Source organism: Nocardia sp. CY15, assembly GCF_009829295.1.
In the GTDB taxonomy this organism is placed as follows: Bacteria; Actinomycetota; Actinomycetes; order Mycobacteriales; family Mycobacteriaceae; genus Nocardia; species Nocardia sputi.
Genome location: NZ_VUOT01000058.1, coordinates 1 through 21,426 on the forward strand (window position 1 = coordinate 1; position 21,426 = coordinate 21,426).

Annotated in this window: 10 protein-coding genes and 2 pseudogenes; 5 read left to right on the top strand and 7 right to left on the bottom strand. The window is 65.5% G+C overall.

Translation table 11 applies throughout. From position 1 onward, the window contains the following. On the bottom strand, positions 1-7,475 hold a 7,475-nt coding region (locus GVY39_RS32690), incomplete at its 3' end, for a non-ribosomal peptide synthetase (protein WP_159930857.1). A 194-nt stretch (positions 7,476-7,669) separates the two neighbouring features. Further along, positions 7,670-8,509, bottom strand: coding sequence for a methionyl-tRNA formyltransferase (locus GVY39_RS32695; protein ID WP_201295434.1), 840 nt, complete (start codon positions 8,507-8,509; stop codon positions 7,670-7,672). Between the two features lie 694 nt (positions 8,510-9,203). On the opposite strand from GVY39_RS32695, the gene GVY39_RS32700 reads away from it, so the two are divergent. From GVY39_RS32700 to GVY39_RS32710, 3 genes are all read left to right on the top strand, one after another. After that, positions 9,204-9,365, top strand: a complete 162-nt coding sequence (locus GVY39_RS32700) for a hypothetical protein (RefSeq protein WP_159930858.1) — start codon at positions 9,204-9,206, stop codon at positions 9,363-9,365. Positions 9,366-9,537: 172 nt separating this feature from the next. Continuing rightward, positions 9,538-11,418 carry a glycosyltransferase family 39 protein gene (locus tag GVY39_RS32705; RefSeq protein WP_159930859.1) on the top strand — a complete coding sequence of 627 codons (1,881 nt, stop codon included), beginning with the start codon at positions 9,538-9,540 and terminating at the stop codon, positions 11,416-11,418. 906 nt (positions 11,419-12,324) lie between these two features. Next, positions 12,325-14,334 (top strand): polyprenyl synthetase family protein, encoded by a 2,010-nt coding sequence (locus GVY39_RS32710; RefSeq protein WP_159930860.1) that lies wholly within the window; start codon positions 12,325-12,327, stop codon positions 14,332-14,334. A 63-nt stretch (positions 14,335-14,397) separates the two neighbouring features. On the opposite strand, the gene GVY39_RS32715 is transcribed toward GVY39_RS32710, so the two are convergent. The 3 genes from GVY39_RS32715 to GVY39_RS32725 all read right to left on the bottom strand — a co-directional run bounded on the left by GVY39_RS32715 (position 14,398) and on the right by GVY39_RS32725 (position 16,464). Further along, on the bottom strand, positions 14,398-14,490 hold the full coding sequence (locus GVY39_RS32715) for a helix-turn-helix domain-containing protein (RefSeq protein ID WP_236565808.1): 93 nt from the start codon (positions 14,488-14,490) through the stop codon (positions 14,398-14,400). A 382-nt stretch (positions 14,491-14,872) separates the two neighbouring features. Then, positions 14,873-15,214, bottom strand: coding sequence for a MerR family transcriptional regulator (locus GVY39_RS32720; protein WP_159930861.1), 342 nt, complete (start codon positions 15,212-15,214; stop codon positions 14,873-14,875). 122 nt (positions 15,215-15,336) lie between these two features. Next, positions 15,337-16,464, bottom strand: a complete 1,128-nt coding sequence (locus GVY39_RS32725) for an erythromycin esterase family protein (protein ID WP_159930862.1) — start codon at positions 16,462-16,464, stop codon at positions 15,337-15,339. A 614-nt stretch (positions 16,465-17,078) separates the two neighbouring features. Between GVY39_RS32725 and GVY39_RS32730 the strand changes: the two genes are divergently transcribed. After that, positions 17,079-17,771 (top strand): IS5 family transposase, encoded by a 693-nt coding sequence (locus GVY39_RS32730; protein WP_236565809.1) that lies wholly within the window; start codon positions 17,079-17,081, stop codon positions 17,769-17,771. Positions 17,772-17,878: 107 nt separating this feature from the next. After that, positions 17,879-18,169: pseudogene (locus GVY39_RS32735) on the top strand (transposase); the annotation flags it as partial. A 1,612-nt stretch (positions 18,170-19,781) separates the two neighbouring features. Here GVY39_RS32735 and GVY39_RS32740 read toward each other — a convergent pair. Both GVY39_RS32740 and GVY39_RS32745 read right to left on the bottom strand, forming a co-directional pair. Continuing rightward, positions 19,782-20,852 (bottom strand): alkene reductase, encoded by a 1,071-nt coding sequence (locus tag GVY39_RS32740; RefSeq protein ID WP_159930863.1) that lies wholly within the window; start codon positions 20,850-20,852, stop codon positions 19,782-19,784. Positions 20,853-20,919: 67 nt separating this feature from the next. Further along, positions 20,920-21,294, bottom strand: a pseudogene (locus GVY39_RS32745) (nitroreductase/quinone reductase family protein); the annotation flags it as partial. Positions 21,295-21,426 lie beyond the last annotated feature (132 nt).

Consider the following 21,426-nt stretch of genomic DNA (forward strand, 5'->3'; position numbering starts at 1 on the left):
CCCACATACAACTCACCCACCACACCCACCGGCACCCGCCCCAACCGAGCATCCAACACCACCAAAGCAGCATGCGACACCGGCGAACCGATAGACGGCACACCAGTCCCCGAAGACAACTCACCGGTGATCGTGGCATACACCGTCGTCTCCGTCGGACCATACGTATTCACCATCGGAAAACGCCCAGCCCACTCATCGACCAACCCCGCCGACAACACCTCACTACCCATCAACAACGACTCCACCCAATCCCAACCATCCGGCGACAACACCGCCAACGTCGACGGCGTCACATGAACATGAGTCACCCGCTGCCGGGCAATAAGCTCCGTCAACCCCACACCCGGCCGCGCCTGCTCCTCCGTAGGCGCGACCGCGGCGGCACCACACAACAACGCCGACCACATATTGATCACCGACGCATCGAAAACCAACGGAGCCAACTGCAAAACCCGACTCCCCCCATCAATCCCCAACCGCACACCCTGCCCGACAGCAAGCTCCACCACACCCCCATGCGACACCGCAACACCCTTCGGCACACCCGTCGTACCCGAGGTATAGATCAAGTACGCCACCTGACCAGGATCCGGAAACGGCAGCGTCATCTCCGGGTGCGCTTCCTTGCTCGATTCGCACATATCGATGATCGGAAGATGATCGACGCCGATGTCGGCCAGCACTAAGGCCAAACGGTCTGCCAGCGCCGATGTCGTCACCACCGCCGCCAGTGCGGCATCACGGAGCACGAACGCGAGCCGGCGGTCGGGATACGACGGATCCAGGGGAACATAGGCACAACCAGCTTTCAGAGCAGCCAGTACCGCGACGAACGGATGCTCGGTCCGAGGCAAGAGCAACGCAACTCGGTCGCCGGGCTCGACACCACAGCCGATCAGCCGGTGCGCGAAGCGGGTCGACGACCGGTCCAGTTCCTTATACGTCCAGGTTCGGTTGTCGAAGACGAGCGCAACGGAATTCGGGGTGCGCGCGACTTGTGCGGCGAAGGCTTCCGGCACCGATACCCGGCTACCGCAGTCGGATTTCGGCGCGGCACTATTGCCGAAGGACTCCAACTGCCGGATGTCCTGTGCCGCCAGCAGTTCGATCGCGGTCACCGGTACCGCCGGATCGGCCGCCACCGCAATCAGCACCCGAACGAACTGTGCGGCGATCGCGTCGACGGAGGCCGCGTCGAACAGGTCGGTGGCGTACTCGATCCAGCCGGTCCAGCCCGCGACATCAGCCTGCTCGACAATCGCGATATTCAAGTCCATCCGGCAAGTACCCGTCGCTACGGACACCGGCTCGGCCGTGAGGCCGGAGAATTCCGCGTCCGCGGCCGTGTTGTTCTGGAACGCCAGCAGAGTCTGGCACATCGGGTGGTAGGCGGGCGATCGGATCGGATTGAGCTTCTCGACCAGTACCTCGAACGGAACATCCTGGTTCGCGTAGGCGGCCAGAGCCTTTCGCCGAACCTGAGCCAGCACCTCGGCGAAGGTCTGCTGCGGAGTAAGCTGAACACGCAATATCCAGGTGTTGACGAAGAACCCGACCAGGTCCTCGAGCGCTTGATCGGTCCGACCGGCGATCGGCGAACCGATCACCACATCCGCTCCGGCGCCCAGTCGGTGCCACAGCACGACCAACGCGGCCTGCAACACCATCGATGCCGTCGCGCCCTCGCTTTCGGCCAACCGCGAAATCGCCTCGCGCACGGTGGGCTCTATCGCAAAGGACACGAATTCGCCGCGGTGCGACATCGTGCGCGGCCGCGGTCGGTCGGCGGGCAGGGTCAGCAGTCGCGGAGCGTCCTCCAGTTCACGCTTCCAGTACTCGAGCTGGGTGGACAGCAGGCTGTCGGCGTTGTCTTCCGAACCGAGTAGTGCTTGCTGCCACAGCGTGTAATCCACGTACTGCACGGGCAGCGGGAGCCACCCGGGCGCATGACCGGCGACGCGCGCTCGATAGGCGCCGGCCAGATCGTTGAACAGCGGTGCGGCGGACCAGCCGTCCGCGGCGATATGATGCACGACGATCAACAACAGATGCTTGTCCTCGCCGCAGCACAGCAGTTGGGCCCGGATCGGAATCTCGGTGGCCAGTTCGAAGTGATACCGGGCCACCTGCGCCACAGCGGTCTGGCGCTGGATGTCGTTCCAGGTCGTGCCGTCCACCGTGGCCCAGCCGAAGTAAGCGGCGTCGGCGGGGATGACGCGCTGGCTCGGCACACCATCCGATTCAGGGAAGACGGTCCGCAAAGATTCGTGCCGAGCCACGACATCCGCTATCGCGGCACGCAGGGCGTCCCGGTCCAAAGGCCCGATCAGCATTCGGACCATGGGAATGTTGTAAGTCGCCGAAGGTCCTTCCAAGCGATGCAGGAACCACAGTCGACGCTGCGCGAACGACAACGGAATCATCGGCGGTCGCGGCGAAGGTCGCAACGATGGACGCGGTTCGACCGCCGCGTCGAAGTCAGCGGTCAGTCTCGACACGGTCGGTGCGTCGAACACCGCACGGACCGGGATCTCGATACCGAGCACGCTGCGGATCCGGCTCGACAACCGTGTCGCCGCCAGCGAATGTCCGCCGAGAGCGAAGAAGTCGTCATCGACGCCGACCTTGTCCAACCCGAGCACCTCCGCGAACAACCTCGCCACCGCCTCCTGCACCGGCGTCCCCGGCGCCCGAAAAGCACGCTCTGAGGCATATTCCGGCGCAGGCAGCGCAGACTTGTCTACCTTCCCGTTCACCGTCACCGGAATCTCGTCGACCACCACGATCGCCGCAGGCACCGAATACTCCGGCAATCGATGCGTGACAAACCGCCGCAACGACGCCGAATCAACGCCGGCACCGACTACCACCGCATACGCTGCCAACCGGCGATCACCCACCACATCCTCACGGACCACCACCACAGCCCGGGTCACCTGCGGATGCATAAGCAGCGTCGCTTCCACTTCACCGGGTTCGACCCGGAACCCCCGGATCTTCACCTGATCATCGACCCGGCCACAAAACTCCAACTCCCCCGAACGATTCCACCGCACCAGATCACCCGTCCGATACAACCGACCCCCCACCCCACCGAACGGATCAGCAACAAACCGCCCCGCCGTCAACCCCGACCGACCCCAATACCCCAACGCCACACCCGACCCCCCCACATACAACTCACCCACCACACCCACCGGCACCCGCCCCAACCGAGCATCCAACACCACCAAAGCAGCATGCGACACCGGCGAACCGATAGACGGAACACCCGAACCCACACCCAAACGACCAGTGATCGTGCAAAACACGGTCGTTTCGGTCGGACCATACCTATACACCATCGGAAAGCGCCCAGCCCACTCATCGGCCAACTCTGCCGATAACACCTCAGCCCCCACCGACAACAATTCCAACGAGCCCAAATCGCTGGCAGACAACACCGCCAGTGTCGAGGGCGTCACATGAACATGCGTGACTGCGACACGAGAAATCAGCGCCGCCAGCGCATCCCCCGGGCGCGCCTGATCTTCCGTTGGCACCACCGCAACCGCACCATTCAACAATGCCGACCACATGTCGATCACCGATACATCGAAAACCAGCGGTGCGAACAGCAGAATCCGGCTTCCACTGTGTACCGCGTAATGCCGCCTGTGGGCAGCGACCAACTGGACAACGCTGGCATGAGTTACCGCGACGCCTTTGGGTTCACCCGTCGTTCCCGAGGTGTAGATGAGGTAGGCCACCGACCACGGATAAGGGAAGGCAACCGGCGTATGTGGCTCGGTGTCGAGCGTCGGATCAGCGATATCGATGACGGACCTGTCGCGGCGGTCCAGCGACCGCAACAGTGACTCCGCGCGGGCCCGCAGGGCCGCTGTGGTGACGACCGCCGACACAGCGGCGTCGTCGAGGATGTACCGGACTCGGTGATCCGGATAGTTGGGCTCGATCGGAGCATAGGCCGCGCCGATCTTCAGAGCCGCCAACAGTGCGACATAGCTGTGGGCGCAGCGGGGCAGCAGCAGTGCCACGACATCCCCTGTTCGGACACCGCAACCGAGCAGCCGGTGCGCTACCCGGGTGGACTGTCTGTCGAGCTCCCGGTAAGTCCAGGTCTGGTCGTCGAAGATGAGCGCGACAGCATCCGGTGTCCGCGTCACCTGCGCGGCAAAGGCCTCCGGTATCGATGTAGCAGGACCGCGGTCGACAGACAACGCGGCCCGATTGCCGAATGTATCCAGCTGTTGGATCTCCTGGCTACCGAAGAGTTCGAGTGAGCCCACCGGGACGCTCGGATCCGCGATGATGCCGCGCAGCACCTGCATGAACTGCGCTGCCAACTCGTCGATTGTCTCGGACTCGAACAAATCGGACGCATAGGTGATGTGGGCATGCCAGCCCGCACCGCGTCCTCGATCGGTGATCACGACCGTCAGGTCCAACTGAGAAGTTCCCGTGTCCGTGTGCACGACCGTGCTGTCGACACCGTCGAGATCCAGATCCGTGACGATGTCGTGGTGGAACACCAGCATCGTCTGGAACACCGGGTGGTGCGCCGAGGACCGGATCGGGTTGAGCCGCTCGACCAGAAGGTCGAAGGGCGCGTCCTGGTTTTCGTAGGCAGCGAGCGCTTTTCGCTTGACTACCGCGAGCAGCTCGGACGCCGACTGGTCGGAGGTGACGTTCGCACGGAGGACCCAGGTGTTGACGAAGAAGCCGATGAGCTCGTCCGTGGCCTGGTCGGCGCGGCCGGCGATCGGCGAACCGACCAGGATGTCGTTGCCCGCACCGCGCCGATGCAACAACACCACCAATGCGGTTTGCAGCACCATCGCCGCCGTAGCACCGGCGTCGCGAGCCAGGCGGAGGATGTCGGATCGGAGTCGCGCGTCCATGTTGAATGGCCGGGTGCCACCCCGGTGCGATCTCGTCGGCGGGCGCGGGCGGTCCGCGGACAGCTCGAGACATGGTGGAGCGGCCGTCAATTCGGCGCACCAATAATCGAGCTGTGCGGACAGTACCTCGGTCGGTTCGGATTCCGTGCCGAGCAACTGTCGTTGCCACAGAACGTAATCGGTGTACTGCACCGGTAGCGGTGCCCGCTCGGGCGCTCGGCCGCCGAGTCTGGCGTGGTAGGCAAGCGCCAGATCGTTCAGCAGCGGCCGAGACGACCAGCCATCGGCGGCGATGTGATGGAGCACGACCGTCAATACGTGCTCTGTGCGGCTGCGCTGAAACACCGTGACGCGCAGCGGAACGTCGCGCTCGAGGTCGAAGGTGTAGGCCGCGGCCGCCGTTATCTCGGCGGCCAGCCGACCCGGTGCCCACGCACCGGCGTCGACCAGGGCCCAACCGACATCGGCATGATCCACATCAATGATCCGCTGTCGCGGAATGCCGTCCACTTCAGCGAAGACCGTGCGCAGCGATTCATGGCGCGCGAGCAGGTCGATAAATGCGGACCGCAGGGCAGTCAGGTCCAAAGGACCGGTCAGTGACCACGCGAGTGGAATGTTGTACGTTGCCGACTGCCCTTGGAGGCGGTGCAGGAACCAGAGTCGACGCTGTGCGAACGACAGCGGCAAAGCGTGCGGCCGCGGCATCGGCTGGAGCGGCGGACGCATGAGCCGCCGCTCGTTCAGCGCCGGCGCCAACCCTGACACCGTGGGTTTGTCGAAGATCGTGGCGACCGGCACATCCATTCCGAGCGTTGCGCGGATCTGGTTGGTCAACCGAGTCGCGGCCAGGGAGTGGCCGCCGAGCTCGAAGAAGTTGTCGTCCACACCTACCCGGTCGCGCCCGAGGATCGCGGCGAACAGTCGAGCGAGCTCGACTTCGACACGGGACCGCGGCGCACGATACGGAACCGTCGACAGGTATTCCGGCACCGGCAGGGCCGCCTTGTCGATCTTTCCGCTGATCATCACCGGAAGCCGGTCCATGACCGCGATCGCGGCCGGCACCATGAATTCGGGCAACCGGCGTCCGAGCCGACGCCGGACGGCCTCGGGTTCGATGCCCGCGCCAGGGGCGCTCGGATCCGGCACCACATATCCGACCAGTCGTTTCTCGCCGTCCTGATCCACCTGTGCCACAACGGCGGCCCGACCGATCCCCGGCAGGGCAACCAATTCTCTTTCGACCGCCCCTGGTTCCACCCGAAACCCGCGAATCTTCAGCTGATCGTCGACTCGGCCGACGAACTCCAACTCGCCCGCCTCATTCCAACGCACCAGATCACCCGTGCGATACAGCCTGCCGCCGGATCCACCGACGGGATCGGCGACAAACCTCGACGCGGTCAAGCCCGCCCTGTTCCAATAGCCCCGCGCGAGGCCGGATCCCCCCACATACAGCTCGCCGATCGCACCTGTCGGCACTCGGCGCATCAGGTCATCGAGCACCACCATGCCCACGCCCGGTACCGGTGTTCCGATCGACGGCGTACCCGATCCGACGGCCAGCGGTTCGGTCATCGACACCATCACGGTGGTCTCTGTCGGGCCGTAGGCGTTGAACATGGCTCGATCGCCGGCGAATCGGTCCACGAGCGCCGCGCTGCACGGTTCGCCACCGGTTACCAGCGTCACCCCCGCCAATTGTTCGGCAGTGAGTACTTCGACCGTGGAGGGTGTGAGATGTGCATGAGTCACTCTCTGGCGGTCGATCAACCGAACGAGGGCGGCCCCGGGCAGGGCTTCGTCATCGGTGGGCACGACGGCGGACGCACCGGCCAGCAGTGCCGACCACATATTGAGCACCGACGCATCGAAGACCAACGGCGAGAACTGCAGTACGCGGCTGTCGCTGCGGATCCGCACCCGCCGAATGTGCGCTGTGATCCGATCGCACACGGCACCGTGCGATACCGCGACGCCCTTGGGCCGCCCTGTCGTTCCCGAGGTGTAGATCAAGTAGGCCAGCTCCTGTGCACCTGGCAACGGCAACGCGGAGAACGGTTGGCTGTCGAGCCGCCGATCGGATACATCGACGATCGGGATATCGTCGGCTTCGACCGGCAGCGCCGCCTCGACGCGGGAAACGAGTTCGGCCGAGGTGACGACCGCCATCACACCCGATTCGGCAAGCACGGCGGCAATCTGATGATCAGGGTTTGCGGGCTCGATCGGCACGTACGCTGCCCCCGTCTTGAGGATGCCCAGCACCGCGGTGATCCAGTGCATCGAACGCGGCAACACCAGGCCAACCGTTCGACCTGGTCGTACGCCCAGCCCGATCAGGAAGTGCGCTTGACGAGATGACAGCTGGTCGATCTCACGGTAGCTCCACTCCTGGTCGGCACACACCACAGCGCGGTTGTCCGGCACCCGGTCGACCTGTGCGGCGAACAGCCGGATTAATGAGCGGCTTCCGCTGCCTATCTCCCGCAGCGCCGCACAGTTGCCGAAGGCATCCAACTGCGTACGTTCCGCTTCGGACAACGGCAATTCCGACCGTGGCTTCATGGTGCATCCTCCTGTGAAAATTCCCGTCGCTCGGGTGCAGCGCTCGACATGAGCAATCCGGACCACATTCCGGGTCGATCGGCCGCTCCTCGGAAGCACGCGCATTCGAGGTGGGGCTTGTCAACGATGTGGTGCCGCCGGACGAACTGGACGACTGCGTCGCGGGCTGGACCACCTTCGGGAACAGGCCGAGCTCAGACGGACGTCGATTCCACGATCCACAAAGGGCCATCGGCGCACTCCACCCGCTCCCCCTCCCCAGGGTCGAGGCGAGTACGCAACACCCTGATGCGACGATCGCCGATCTGCGCGACCGGACCCGTCCCGAGAGAGCGCAACGCTCGGACCTGGTTGTGTACTACGACAGCAGTATTCGACCAATCCACCCGATAGAATCCAGGTTCGAAGGACGACTCGTACGACGCCTCCCCCGCATCCTGCGGAAGTCCGGGAATTCCAGCCACGACCTTGTTCAGCGCGTCGGGCAACAGGTCGTGGATCACCGGATCCATACGACCCCACAACCGTTCCGGCGTCGGATCCTCGTCCAGCAATATACCGCCCCGACTGGACAGTATCTCGCCGGTGTCGAACTCTTCATCCATTCTGTGTACCGTCAGTCCGAATCCCGTGTCACCATTTCTTATGGCCCACGCAATCGGCATCGGCCCCCGATGTTTCGGCAGGAGTGACGGATGTATATTGAGCACACCGAGTTCGGGAATCCGCAGAACAGCGGCCGGGAATTTCCAGGGGAATCCGCACGCCACGATGACGTCGGGTCGATATCCGGGTAATGCGTCAGCCAGCCCGGCGGCACTGCCTGGCAGCACCAGGTCCATCCCTCCCGGTATCACTTCCAGCAACTCCCCTATCACCGCCGCCGACGACGGCAGGATCGGAGAGCCTGACTTCACCGAACGAGCGAACAAACAGGACACCACAGAATATCCGGATTTCTCGCACACCGAGTTGATGGTTTTGAAGTGCGCAGCGCCACCGGCCACGATCACGACCCGAAGCGCGTCTTCCATGCTCGCAGTATTCCAGGCAACACAAACTCGATATCCCCATGGATGGGCATGCTCGACTCGATCACACACAGCGATGCAGCCCGGTAAAATTTTATCCAGAAATCGGCACGGAGGAGCCCATCCGCTACCGATGACGCGACCCGCCAGCTGCCGCGCTACCCAGCCCCACTCCTCCGCACCGTCCAGCACCATCTTGAACCCACACCCACACAACGCCTTCCGCCACTCGATGCCGCTCGGTTTCACCGTCGCCCACCCGCCGAACAACCAGTCCGTGCGGTGAAACCGCCCGAGTTCCGGGAGCATCAGGGAAACGAGAGCGTTCCCAACGGTGGACCCACCGTGTCGCCGTGAATTGTCAGATCGGATTAAACTTCCCGAGCGACGACCCGCTCGGCTGCGGCCGTGCCCCGAGGCGGGCACCACAGGGAATGGATGTGATTCACGATGAATCTCGCACGCCGTGCACACCAACTGCCGAGGCGCCGATCTCTGCACCAGCGCATTTCCACCGATGCGCCACTCCGGGTCGAGGTCTCAACGGCCGGAGCGTGAGTTGGTGAATTCGGCTTGCGAATTCTTGGTGTCGGAACGACAGTCCCACCAACGTCGATGCTGATCGCGGACGGCGGCACGCTCGCCCAGCAGAGCCCGGCGCAAAGCCGGATGGCACCGACAAAACCTCGGATGCCTGTTGACCGCGCTCGACGCCGGTGGGCACGGCCGGCCGGCGGTCGAGTGGAATCGACCGGACGGCGGTGTCTTCCTCGTCATGCGCCTTCAGGCGAACCTCGCGCTCCTGGAAAGATCAGCGTCCAAGTACGGCGTGCTGTGGACCCTGATGGACCAGTTCTAGCTCGACGGAAGCGGCAGCCGCCGACTGCGTTTGTCGTGCAGCGACCTCGATGTAGCAGACATCCGGAGCGGGTTTACACGGCTGGCCTCGTTCATCGAAAACGAGGTTCTCGCACGCGAGCCGCTTGCCCCGCCCCGGGAAGGTTGATGTGTATGGTCCTGAGGACGGCCATATGAACGGGACCAGCGCAGTGCCGCAGAAAAATCCGATCGAAGCGGACATCGTGCCGAGAACGTCTCGTGTTCGACACGAATTGCCGAGTTTGGCACTGCTGCTGGCGGCCACCACGATCGCCTACCTGTGCAATCTCAGCGCCAACGGGTGGGCCGACGAGTTCTATTCGGCTGCCGTGCAGGCTGGTTCGGAGTCGTGGAAGGCATTCTTCTTCGGGTCGTCCGACTCCGCGAACTCGATCACCGCCGCCAAAATACCCGCGGCACTATGGCCGATGGAACTGTCGGTGCGGGTGTTCGGGTTGAACAGCTGGAGCATTCTGGTGCCGCAGGTATTGTTCGGTACCGCGTCGGTGGCTCTGCTCTGGGCGGCGGTACGCAGGTCCTTCGGGCCGGTCGCCGGGTTGCTCGCCGGATTCGCGCTCGCGGTGACACCAGTGGCCGCACTGATGTTCCGGTTCAACAATCCGGATGCCCTGTTGGTGTTCTTGGAGGTCGCCGCGGCGTGGGCGCTGATACGAGCGCTCGACGACGGACGTACCCGATGGCTGGTCCTCTGTGGCGCTTTCATCGGATTCGGTTTTCTCACAAAGCAATTGCAGGTAATGCTGGTGTTGCCCGCCCTGGCCCTGACCTATCTCGTCACCGGTCCGCCCCGCCTCGGCAAGCGCATCGTCCAACTGCTGGCGGCCGGCGTTACCATGGTCGCGGCAACCGCCTGGTGGCTACTCACGGTGGAACTCTGGCCGGCCAGGTCGCGGCCGTGGATTGGCGCCTCGCAACATAATTCCGTGCTCGAATTGACTCTCGGCTTCAACGGATTCGACCGGCTGACGGGAAACGACCGGCGCGGCGTCGGCACGCCGGGAGTCGAAGCGGTCCGCCGCGCGACCGCACCCAGCGATACGGGCATCGCCCGGCTCTTCGAACCAGCGCAGGGTGGCCAGATCGCGTGGCTCATCCCAGCGGCGCTGATCACCTTCGTGGCAGGACTCTTGTTGTGCGGCAGATCCCCTCGCACCGATTGCCGGCGAGCAACGCTGCTCCTCTGGGGTGGCTGGCTGGTGGTCTCCGGGCTGGTGTTCAGTTATATGGCAGGCATATTTCACCCCTACTACACGGTGACCCTCGCTCCGGCGGTCGCCGCTCTGGTCGGCATAGGCGCCGCCCTCGCCTGGCAATACCGTGACCGACTGTCGGTGCGCCTTTCCGCGGCCCTCGCGCTGGGAGCTACCACGGCGACCGCGTGGCTGCTATGGAGTCGCAGTGCGGATTTCGCGCCATGGCTGCGTTGGGCGGTGCTGGCAGCCGGATTGCTCGCCTTCGTCACCGTGATAGTCCGTGACAAACCCGGCGTCGTTGTTGCGGCTGCCGCCGCGCTGACCGCATTCGCGGGACCGGTCGCGTACACTGTGCACACCATCGCGACCCCGCACCACGGGACAAATCCCATCGCGGGACCGGTAGTCGCCGCACCTACCGGCGGCGGCGTGACTCCGGCGTCGATCGCGTTCTTCCTCGAGCCCTCCACACCGAGTTCTGAAGTGGTTCGTCTATTGCGGCGCGACGGTACCGGTCACCGCTGGGCCGGCGCGGCAATCGGATCGATGAACGCGGCCGGATACCAACTTGCCGCCCAGCTGCCTATCATGCCCATCGGCGGCTTCAACGGCCGCGATCCGTCTCCGACGCTCGAACAGTTCAAAAGATACGCCGCGCAGGGCGAGATACGCTATTTCATCATCACACCGAACGGGCGAGAGCGCGAGACCGGAGCAAACGCACATATCACCGAATGGATCCAGGACCACTACTCTCCCACGATCGTGGACAGCGTCACTCTCTATGACCTGTCGATCCCAGCCAGACAGAAGAATTGAGCCGAAATCTTCGACAGGCGTCGGATTCCGAACGCATCCGGGCAATCAACGACCGCGGCCGTCCGGCTAGCTTCCGTCGAGCACAGCGGCCAGGCGCTCGACACCTTCGCGAATCTCAGCGGGGTTGTGCGCTGAAGGACATGCGCGCGACGACCTGTTCTGCTCCCGACGCCGACGTCACGGCGGCGGGGCTGAATCCACAGTCCAAGAAGACGGAGACCCCGTACCCGGAGCAGAAACAATGCCGGTGGACCGGCCATGAGCGGCCGGGGTTGGGTGAAGACCTCGTAGGCCCAGTCCGTGAACCTACTGTCCCGAGTGAATACGGCCACATCGTACGATTGACCCCGACAAGGTGTCCACGCCCGAGCCTCTTTCGCGCACGGCGAGGATTGCCCGACCACGGCTGGAGTTGTCCACACCCAGAGACCGTGCGGAATCGGATCCTCGTAGGTGACCGTGCAGGTGAGCGTCTGCCCAACCCCGTTGTCGAGCTTGGACGTGGTGACAGGCTGCGCATCCACTGGTCGACAGGGCGCCCGCGAATCGGTGCAGCGCATCGTCCGCCGCGGTGCCGACCTCAGCGCACGATGTGGGTAGTGCCGAGTATCCGGAGTCGGCTTCAGTGATTGTCGAAGTCGTGTCCACCGACAGGGTTGTGCGGGAAGACCTCGCCTTCTGGTCGTGATCGCGCAGTGGCCGCAGGCCGGTGGCCGGTGGCCGGTGAGGGGTGGGCGATTCGGTCGAGGTGCTCGTCGCGCAACGACAATCACGGACCGTCATCATCCAGTTGCTGCGAACGTCGAAATCGGCCGATACCAACGTCTTCCGCGTGATGGTGGTGTCGAATTGACCTTGATCAACGGTGTTTGTGGATGACCGATGTAACCAGTCAGGAGTACGCGCGTGCCACGTGAAATCGATTCGGCTGTGTTCCCGCATCTGGAGGCGGACCTCGACCGCGTCCGTGACGTTCTCGGACCCGTGCGGTTCGAGGGCAGGCCAGAGTTGACCGCACTCACTGACGAAGGACCCGACACCTCCCGCCGCCTGGTCCGCCCTACCTTGACGTTGCTGTCGTATTACCTGCTCACCGATCCTGCGACGCCCGCCGACGACCGGGCGGTGCGCGCCGCCGCCGCCGTGGAGTTGCTGCATCTGGGCTCGCTGTATCACGACGACGTCATCGATCACGCCTACCAGCGCCGCGGCCGGCCCAGCGCGAACGCGGTGTGGGGATCGCACATGGCCGTACTGGCTGGAGACTCCGTGACGACCGAGGGCGGGCGCGTACTGCTCGAACTCGGCCGACGTGAAGGGCTCGCGGGATCGACCGCGAGTGCGCACATGTGCGCGGGCATGGTGCTCGAGGCCGCCGACCAGTACGTGGCCTCCCGCAGCGAGCAGGCCTACCTGGAGTCGATCGACGGCAAAACGGCGGCGCTGCTGTCGCTGGCCTGCCGGGTGGGCGCGATGCAAGCCGGCCGCCCCGAGGATCGAGAAGAGGCGTTGGCGGTGTTCGGTCGACAGTTCGGGATGGCCTACCAGTTGTATGACGACATTTTCGATTTGACCTCGACCGCCGAAGAAATGGGCAAGCCGGTCAATCAGGATCTGCCCGAGGGCATCTACACCCTGCCCGTGATCCGCGCCGCAGCACGCGATCGGGACCTTGCCCGCCTGCTGCGCAGCAGAATGACCGGTGAGCAAGCCGCACGTGCCCGCGAACTCGTCGTCGCCTCCGGCGCCGTGGACGAAGCACTGGCGCGAGCCGAGGAATTCATGGACCAGGCTGCCGGTCAGCTCGCCACCCTGCCCGTCGACCCGCGCGCCCGTCACGCGATGACCGCCTACGCCCGGTCCATACTCGATCGGCGAACTCCTGGTCCCATGGTCTCCCGGGCCTCGACGCAGCCACCCCAGACCCACAGTGAGGTGGTCTCTGCGCAGGCCGCGTCATGGTTGCGGAGCTGGCTGGTGGACACCGGCCTGGCCCTGACACCGACCGAGGCCGCCTATCACCGGTGGACGGGAGGGCTCCGGGTCCCGGCACGGACCTGGGCCCCAGCAGCGGACGCGGCCCGTGAACAGACCTTCGCCGGCATGTTCACGCTGGCCCTTGTGTGGGACGACCTGTTCGAGGATCCGCAGTTGACCGACCCCGAAGCCGTCACCGCGCTGCGGCGTGGCCTGGTGGCCATGCTGCGCCAAGACCCGCAGGCGCCGTCGCGGCCTGGAGCGATCCCGACGGCGTGGGCGAGTTTGTGGCCGCGCCTGCGCGAGGGCCGCGGCACCCGCTGGCAGCAGCGGTTCCTCGACAACCTCGAGGAGTGGTTCGAAGCCTGCGAACGCGAAGCGCACCAGCGCATCAACGGCGACATCCCCGCCACGGCCGACTATCTGCCGCTGCGGAAGTCGACCAGCGGGTTCGAAACCGCCATCGCCTGCCTAGAGGCATACCAGGACCGTGAGGTGCCGTCGATGCTGCGCAACCACCCCGTGATCCGCCGTCTCGAAGAACTGCTGTTCTTCGTGGTCTTCGTGGAGAACGATCTTGCGGGGCTGGATCGGGACGAAGCCGACCAAGTCCCCTACAACCTGGTCCGCGCGATCCGTCACGAGACCGGCTGTGCCCGCAGCGAAGCCGTCGAGCAGGTACAGCGCCAACTGGCCGAGCAACGCGCACAACTCGAGATGGTGATCCGCTACATCCCCGCCCTGCTCCGGGTGCTTCCCGGCCTGTCCGGTCAGGGGAAGGACTATGCCGAGATGTACACAAACATAATGAGAGGGGGGCTCTGGGGGAGTCAAACCGATCGGTACAGGAAAATTGCAGATTCTGCGGCGCCGGACCTGGAACGCTTGCGCCGTGAGATCTACCATCCGGCAGCCGAACCAGCTCAGACCGCGTCGTAAACCCCGCAGGCCGGCCCGAGATGCCAGGTCCGAGCAGGCCGACCTGCAAATATCAGGTGTCGTTCAGTCTGCGGTGGGCTCGGCTCGCAGGTAGCGGTAGACGGTTTCGCGGCTGATGCCGAACTCGGCGGCCAGAGCGAGACGTCGGCGACCCACGGCAGTTCTTCGGCCTGGCACCGAAACTTCGCCGCCCAGCCGCCGCGCCCTCTACCGCGCCATGGTCCGCCGGCCGCAGCATTGCAACCCACACACCCCGCGACGGAGACTCTCTCGGCACTTGAGCAAAGGCGCGCCTGCTCGAGCACGCCACTGTGGTATCGGCGTCGAGGACGCGGTATAGGTGTGACGAGTTGGCCGGCAACGCCGTGGCGCATGCCCGCGCCCCGCGCGGGTGCCGGTTGATCAGGGCTGGTCGCCGCTGGTTTCGCGTGGAGGTCGATGACGGTTCACGCGCGCCGGTACGCTTCCGCCGCCCTGGTCACATCGGCGGGCGCGGGTTGATCCTGGCCGATGAGCTGGCCACTTGCTGGGGTGTGGACTACCGCGGCGGCGGCAAAACGATGTGGGCCGAACTCGGCGCCCGCTGCGTCGGCGAGTGAGGGTCAGTTGTCGGGTCCGGTGTGGGTGGGTCTTGTCGGGAGAGTTGGGCGTTGAGTTCCAAGGCTTCGGTGAGCTGGTCCTCCAGGACGATGATCCGGCACGCCGCCTCCAGGGGTGCGCCGGCGTCAACCAGCGCGCGGGCGCGGACGGCGATACGCAGCTGGTAGCGGGAGTAGCGGCGGTGCCCTCCCGGGGAGCGTTGCGGGATCAATAGTTCGGCGGCGTCGAGACCGCGCAAGAAGGCGGGGGTGACGCCGAGGATTTCCGCGGCCCGGCCCATGTGGGCTTCAGAAGATGTCTACATCCTGTAGTGAAGCTTTTTCAGTACACCGTTTCGCTCTGCGACGACGTCGCCGCAGGCCGGATCTGATGATCTGGATCAGCGCCAGCGCGTCTGTGCTGTTACGCGATGTGCAGAACCGCGTCGGCGCCGTCGAGGGTTGCTTGGTCGAGCGGGAAGTAGCCTTGCTCGGGTGTGGGATCGGTTCGGATGCGAGCGGGCCCGAGGGTGGCGGGGCTGGTCAGACCCCAGGTTTGTATGCGCTCGCTCAGTAGACCCTCGTAGGTGTCCGGCTCGGGGACGCCAAGTCCGAGAGCCGTGCTGTGGCCGAGACTTCCGGCGACGAAACAATAGCGTTCGCCGAGCAGGGAATCGGCGATCGCCCCGGCGCTGAACCAGGTGAGATCCATGCCCGCGAGGGACCAGCGGCACCGATTTCGTCGCAGGTGACCGTTCTGCGCGAACACGAAAGTCGCGCCTCGCGGACTCTCGGCTCGGCGGATGGCGAGCAGGTTCTGGGCCATGAGGGCGTCCCGAACCGCGAGCATCCGGGATACCCGGGCGGTTTCGTCGAGTTGCCGGTCGGCGGACTGTTTGTGGTAGCGCAGTAGGCCGAGACCGGCGGTGAGATGCGTTTCGGCAGTGATCCATTCGGCATGTGAGGTGGCCGCGATGAGTTCCGGTGCCCGGGCATAGAGCATGGTGAGCATGTCGTCGGCGATTACCCGCAGTCGCTCGGCCTCGGCTGTGGCGCCGGGCGAGGCGGCCGCATCCATGATCGCCTCCATACGGCTCCATCGCTCGTCGTCGCCGGTCAGTCCCGCGAGGTCGATGGCAAGTCCCAGATAGTCGCGGGCGAATTCGAGGTAATGCCGTGGACTGGGGGCGCTCGTCATTTCGGTGGGTGCATCGAACCCGTGGAAGGACAACTGCTGGTCTTCGGTCCTGGTCGCGTTGTACTCGCGCATCCAGGTGACCAGCTGCCTGTTGGCATCGAGCTTTCCGAGACCGTGCGAGAAGCCTTCGTCAATCACTTGCTCGAGGGAGCCGACCCCATTCCGGACGAAGTCGTCTACGGTCAGCGCCGCCACGCGGTCGGTCTCGATCGTGATTGATCTGAAGCCGCAGCCGACCAACTGAGCGAATAGTTGGTTGCGGACCCGCGCGAAAGCGGGTTCTTGATGTGTGGGTTCGCCGAACGCCAGCAAAGCACAGGTCGCGGGAACGAAGTCTTGAATGTTCTGGCTCATGTGTCTCTACCGTATCGTTGAATTCACTGTTGAGACCTAGTCGATATCGAGCCCTCGGAGAACCACAAAAGTCTCAAACGGGTGGGCTTCCCAGTCAGTCGGTCTCGACTCGATTCGCGCTGCGTCGCTCCTTCGCATGACCCGTTGTGTACATCGGCTGGCGGCCTCACCGCCATTACCGGAAGCAGAGAAGCGCAGGGTCCCGTGGCCGAAGTCAGAAAAGGGTGTCGCGGACCCGAAGCAACCGGTAGCCGGTGGGTCCGAGCTGGGCGAGTCCGGCGTCGACTCGACACCCACCAAACCAGCGACAGCCGGGGGACACAGAAAGGACGGTCACCAGTGCCACGATCGAAAGGACCCCCTCGACAATCTCCGCACACCGGAGCGGTCCCGCCACCACATACCCACCCAGTTCGAATGGGGCACACAACGCTACCGGCTCCACGTCGTCGCACCCACTGTCGCCGACGTGGTCGAACCCGCCGGAGGTTGGCTGTTCGACCGCGCCCTGGCCGGTTGGGAGGTCACAGTGCTGCTGGCTCAGATGTCGGACCCGCGCCCACTCGATGTCCTCGGCGTGCAAGCCCTCGAACTCGAACCACTACTCAACGACCATGACCGCCGACCGCACGCCCTCGCCGTCTGCCGGGATCTGGGCGCATGTGCTGCGGCAACTCCAGGCGATCGCCGACGCCGCCGAACAGATCGGATGGCTGGTCAGCGTGGATTCCACGATCATGCGTGCCCACTCCCACGCCGCCGGAGCCCGCCGCCACGGCGACCGCCAGGCCGAACCACCCGGCGGCTACCACAGCGAACCGGCCGATCACGCACTCAGGCGGTCCCGGGGCGGATGGGAAACCAAACTTCATCTGGCCTGCGAACACCGCCTGCGACCGTTGTCGCTGCTGCTCACCGCCGGTCAAGCCGGCGACAGCCCCCAGTTCGCCGCAGTGCTCGACAGCATCCGGGTACCGCGCATCGGTCGCGGCCGGGCACGCGTGCGTCCGGACCGGGTACTGGCGGACAAGGCGTATTCCTCGGCCGCCAACCGCGCCTACCTTCGCGAGCGTGGCATCCCCGCCACGATCCCGATCCCGGCAGATCAAGCAGGACACCGCCGCAATCGCGGCCGTGCAAGCGGGCGACCACCGGCGTTCGACCGTCAGATCTACCGACACCGCAACACCATCGAGCGTGGCAGCAACCGACTCGAACAACACCGCGCCGTCCCCACCCGCTACGAGAAACTCGCCATCCGCTACCTCGCCCGTCATCCAGATCCCGCCATCGACCAATGGCTGTGACCTCGACACCTACTTCCAGACACTGCCTAGTGTTCTGCGCCTGGGGACTGTGGATCTAACGGTGTTTGCGGCCTGACGCGCTGAGCGATGTTCAGCGGGAAGGTGCCGTGATGACGACACTTGATGCCGTGGCGAGGAAGAAGGCCGAGGCTTCGGCCGAGGAGCTGGCAGCGGCGGAGCTGGTACGGATAGCCAAGGAGCAGGGCTTGTCCCTGACCGGGCCGAACGGGCTGCTCAAACAGTTCACCAAGACCGTCCTCGAGACGGCGTTGAACGAGGAGATGACCGAGCACCTGGGGTTCGAGCCGAACCAGGCGCCCGCCGAGCGGGACTCGGCGAACGTGCGCAACGGGACCAGGCCGAAAATCTGCCCGGCCAAGACTTTCGCCGAGCTGGAACGCCCCCCGAAGCATACACGTCGGATCTCGATGTCCCGCACATGCAATGCGTCCCCTACGGCTGCAGTGAACGTTCCGGCAGGCGCGCAACCAGCGCTGCTCGGATTCACCGGCGGCAATCCGCTCGCCCTCACCCTCGCTGCCGCCGTCGCCGCCGAAAGCGACGCCGTACCCGGTGACTGGCGACCGAACCAAGAGACGATCGCCACCTTGCTGGGACGTCTCGTCGGCACCACTCCGAGCCCCGCGCACCGCCGGGCGCTCGAGATCTGCGCGCACTCCTACATCACTTCCGAATCCATGCTGCGTGCGCTGATGGGCCCGCAGGCCGCGGATCTGTTCGGCTGGCTACGGATACAGCCGTTCATCGAATCGACCGACACCGGCCTGTTCCCGCACGACGTAGTCCGCGAAGCGCTCGAGGCCGATCTCAAATGGCGCGACCCGCAAGGCTTCGCCGAAATGCACGGCAGCCTGCGCGATTTCCATCTCCAGCAGCTGCGCGCGGCACCGCAAGCCCAGCTGTTGGCACGCACCGGAGCGCTGATCTTCCTCTACCGCGCGGATCGCCGGATGTCGGAGTTCAATGTTTTTCGCGAGGCCGGCGCGGTCCAGGATCGGCCCTACGTCCCGGCCCAGCGCGCCCGCCTGCTGGAGATGGTGCAGGAGACCGAGGGCACGGCCTCGGCGACGATCGCGGCCTTCTGGCTGGACCGGCAGCCAGAAGCCTTCCGGGTCTACCATTCCACCCACACCGACGAACTGATCGCCTTCTCGGCATGGTTGAACTCGACCGAGCCGGAAGGTGCCGATATCGATCCCGTCGTCGCGGCGGCCTGGGAGCACGCCCGCGCGAACGGCCCGCTGCGGGCCGGCGAGTATATGGCGGTCGCCCGGTACACCGTCGGCCCGGCCGCGTATCAGCGCGCCTCCGCCCCGACCACGCTCACGCAGTGGCGTGCGGTCGGCGAGATGATCCGCGGCGAGCGACTGGCCTGGTCGTTCATCGTGATGCGTGACGACGGCTACTGGAACGACCACCTCGGAGATGTCGGCTGGGATCGAATCGCGGCGACGCCTCAGGTCGGCGCCTACGAGTACGCGCTGTTCCGGCACGACTGGCGCGCGCTGCCGCCCGCCGCCTGGCTGCAGAAGAAGACCGACGCAATGCTGTCCGGGGTTTCGATGCTCGACGGTGCCGGCAGCGGCCCGGATGAATTGATCGTGCTGTCCCGTCCCGAGTTCGAAGCGGCGGTGCGCGAGGCGCTGCGTGGTTTCCGCAAGCCGGCGCTGGCGGACAGTCCGCTCAATCACAGTCGCCTGGTGGCCGAGAGCGGTAAGGGATTGGCCGAAATCCTCACCGACGCCGCCCAAGCGCTTCTCGGCGAGCGCGGCGGGGAGAAATTGCATCGAGCCGTCAACGTCAGTTATTTCAAAGGCGCGCCGACTCAAGAGGTGGCCGCCGAACTGCTCGGGCTGCCGTTCAGCACCTACCGCCGCCACCTCACCACAGCCGTCGAACGCATCACCGAGCTGCTGTGGCAGCAGGAGTTGAACGGCCAGTGAGCTCGGCGACCCTCGGCCCCGCCGGGTGGCGGGGCCGGGGTCGCAGCTACCTGGCGGTCATGTCCAGGGCCGGGTAGTCGAGATACCCCGCGGCGTCTCCGCTGTAGAAGGTGCCGGGATCGGGAGTGTTCAGCGGTGCGCCCACGCGCAGGCGCTCCACCAGATCCGGATTGGCCAGTGCGGCGGTGCCGACCGGAGCCAGATCGGCCAGGCCTGCGTCGATGTCGGCGCCGAGCCGATCGAGGGTGCGACCGGCCCGGGTGAGCAGCAGGGGCCGGTGCCAGCGGTCCCGGATGTCGCGCAGGACGGCGTCGTCGGTGAAGGAGAACACGTCGAGGAAGGCCAGATCGAGTTCGGCCAGACCGGTGACGAGATGCCGGTAGAGAGCGGCCGAGTCGGGTCCCTCGTCGATGCCGCCGAGACCGTTGCCGGGTGAGAGCCGGATGCCGGTGCGGTGTTCGCCGATCATGTCGGCGACGGCCTCGGCGACCTGCAAGGTGAATCGTGCGCGATTGGCGAGACTGCCGCCGTAGTGGTCGGTGCGCCGATTGGCGTTGGGTGCCAGGAACTGGTGCAGGAGATAACCGTTCGCGGCGTGGATCTCCACGGCGTCGGCGCCGGCCTGCACAGCCATCCAGGCCGCATCCGCGAATTCCCCGACTATGCCTTCGATTTCGGGTTGGGTGAGTGCGCGCGGCACGGGAGCCGGCTGCGGGCCGGTAGGGGTGAAGATGTCGACGCCCGGTGCGATCGCCGACGGCGCGACCGGTGTGTGCCCGCCGGGGGTGTTGTCCGGATGGCCCATGCGGCCGGTGTGCATGAGCTGGATGACCAGATACGCACCCGCCTCGTGCACGGCGTCGGCGACGGCACGCCAGCCTTCGACGTGGGCGCGAGTGTGGATTCCGGGAGTGTTCAGATAGCCCTGCCCGGTCGCGGATGGCTGGGTGCCCTCGGTGATGAGCAGGCCGAGGGCGGCGCGCTGGGCGTAGTAGCGGGCGGCCATCGGGGACGGGGTGCCGTCGTCGAGGGCACGGCCGCGGGTCATGGGCGACAGCGTGATCCGGTGCGCGAGCTGCATGGCGCCGACGGTGGTGGGGGTCCAGAGTTTGGTCATGGTGATGGGTCCTTGTCGGTGAGTGAACAGCTCGGACGGCGACGGGGCGGGGGCTCAGCCGGAAGATCGGCACTGGCCTGCCCGCGCTGTCGCGGTAGCGGGCGAACGAATCCGAGACGGCCTGGAATCGGTGCCAGGCCCGGTCGTATTCGGCACCCTCGAGTTCCCGGGCGGTGACGGCGGCCGGACCCGCGGGCGTCTCGATCATGATGTCGGGGTGGGCGCGCAGATTGTGATACCAGGCGGGCCTGGCGCGCGCGCCGGCCGCGGAGGCGACGACGAGCCGGTCGTCGCCGTCGCGCAACGACAGGGCCGGGTTGACGCGTTCCAGTCCGGTGCGGGCGCCGGTGGAGTGGATCAGCACGAGCCGGTCGCCCCAGCCGCCGACCCGGCCGCCGCCGGTCCGGAACTGCGTGATCACACGGGTGTTGAAGTCATTCATGGTTCGTCCCTAAGTTTGTGGGTGTCTGGGGTTGGTGCCCTGGATGCCCAGGGCGGTGGGGTGTAGCTGATGGTTGGTTGCTGTTGTTGTGGCTGCGAAGGAATGGCTGCCCCACCGTGCTGGACGCTCCGG

What these genes read in the sequence shown, in the direction of transcription:
- GVY39_RS32720 (WP_159930861.1), bottom strand. Translation starts at nt 15,214, where the DNA reads ATGGGCCGGGCCGCGGAAATCCTCGGCGTCACCCCCGCCTTCTTGCGC.
- GVY39_RS32705 (WP_159930859.1), top strand. Translation starts at nt 9,538, where the DNA reads ATGAACGGGACCAGCGCAGTGCCGCAGAAAAATCCGATCGAAGCGGAC.
- GVY39_RS32740 (WP_159930863.1), bottom strand. Translation starts at nt 20,852, where the DNA reads ATGACCAAACTCTGGACCCCCACCACCGTCGGCGCCATGCAGCTCGCG.
- GVY39_RS32725 (WP_159930862.1), bottom strand. Translation starts at nt 16,464, where the DNA reads ATGAGCCAGAACATTCAAGACTTCGTTCCCGCGACCTGTGCTTTGCTG.
- GVY39_RS32695 (WP_201295434.1), bottom strand. Translation starts at nt 8,509, where the DNA reads ATGGAAGACGCGCTTCGGGTCGTGATCGTGGCCGGTGGCGCTGCGCAC.
- GVY39_RS32730 (WP_236565809.1), top strand. Translation starts at nt 17,079, where the DNA reads ATGACCGCCGACCGCACGCCCTCGCCGTCTGCCGGGATCTGGGCGCAT.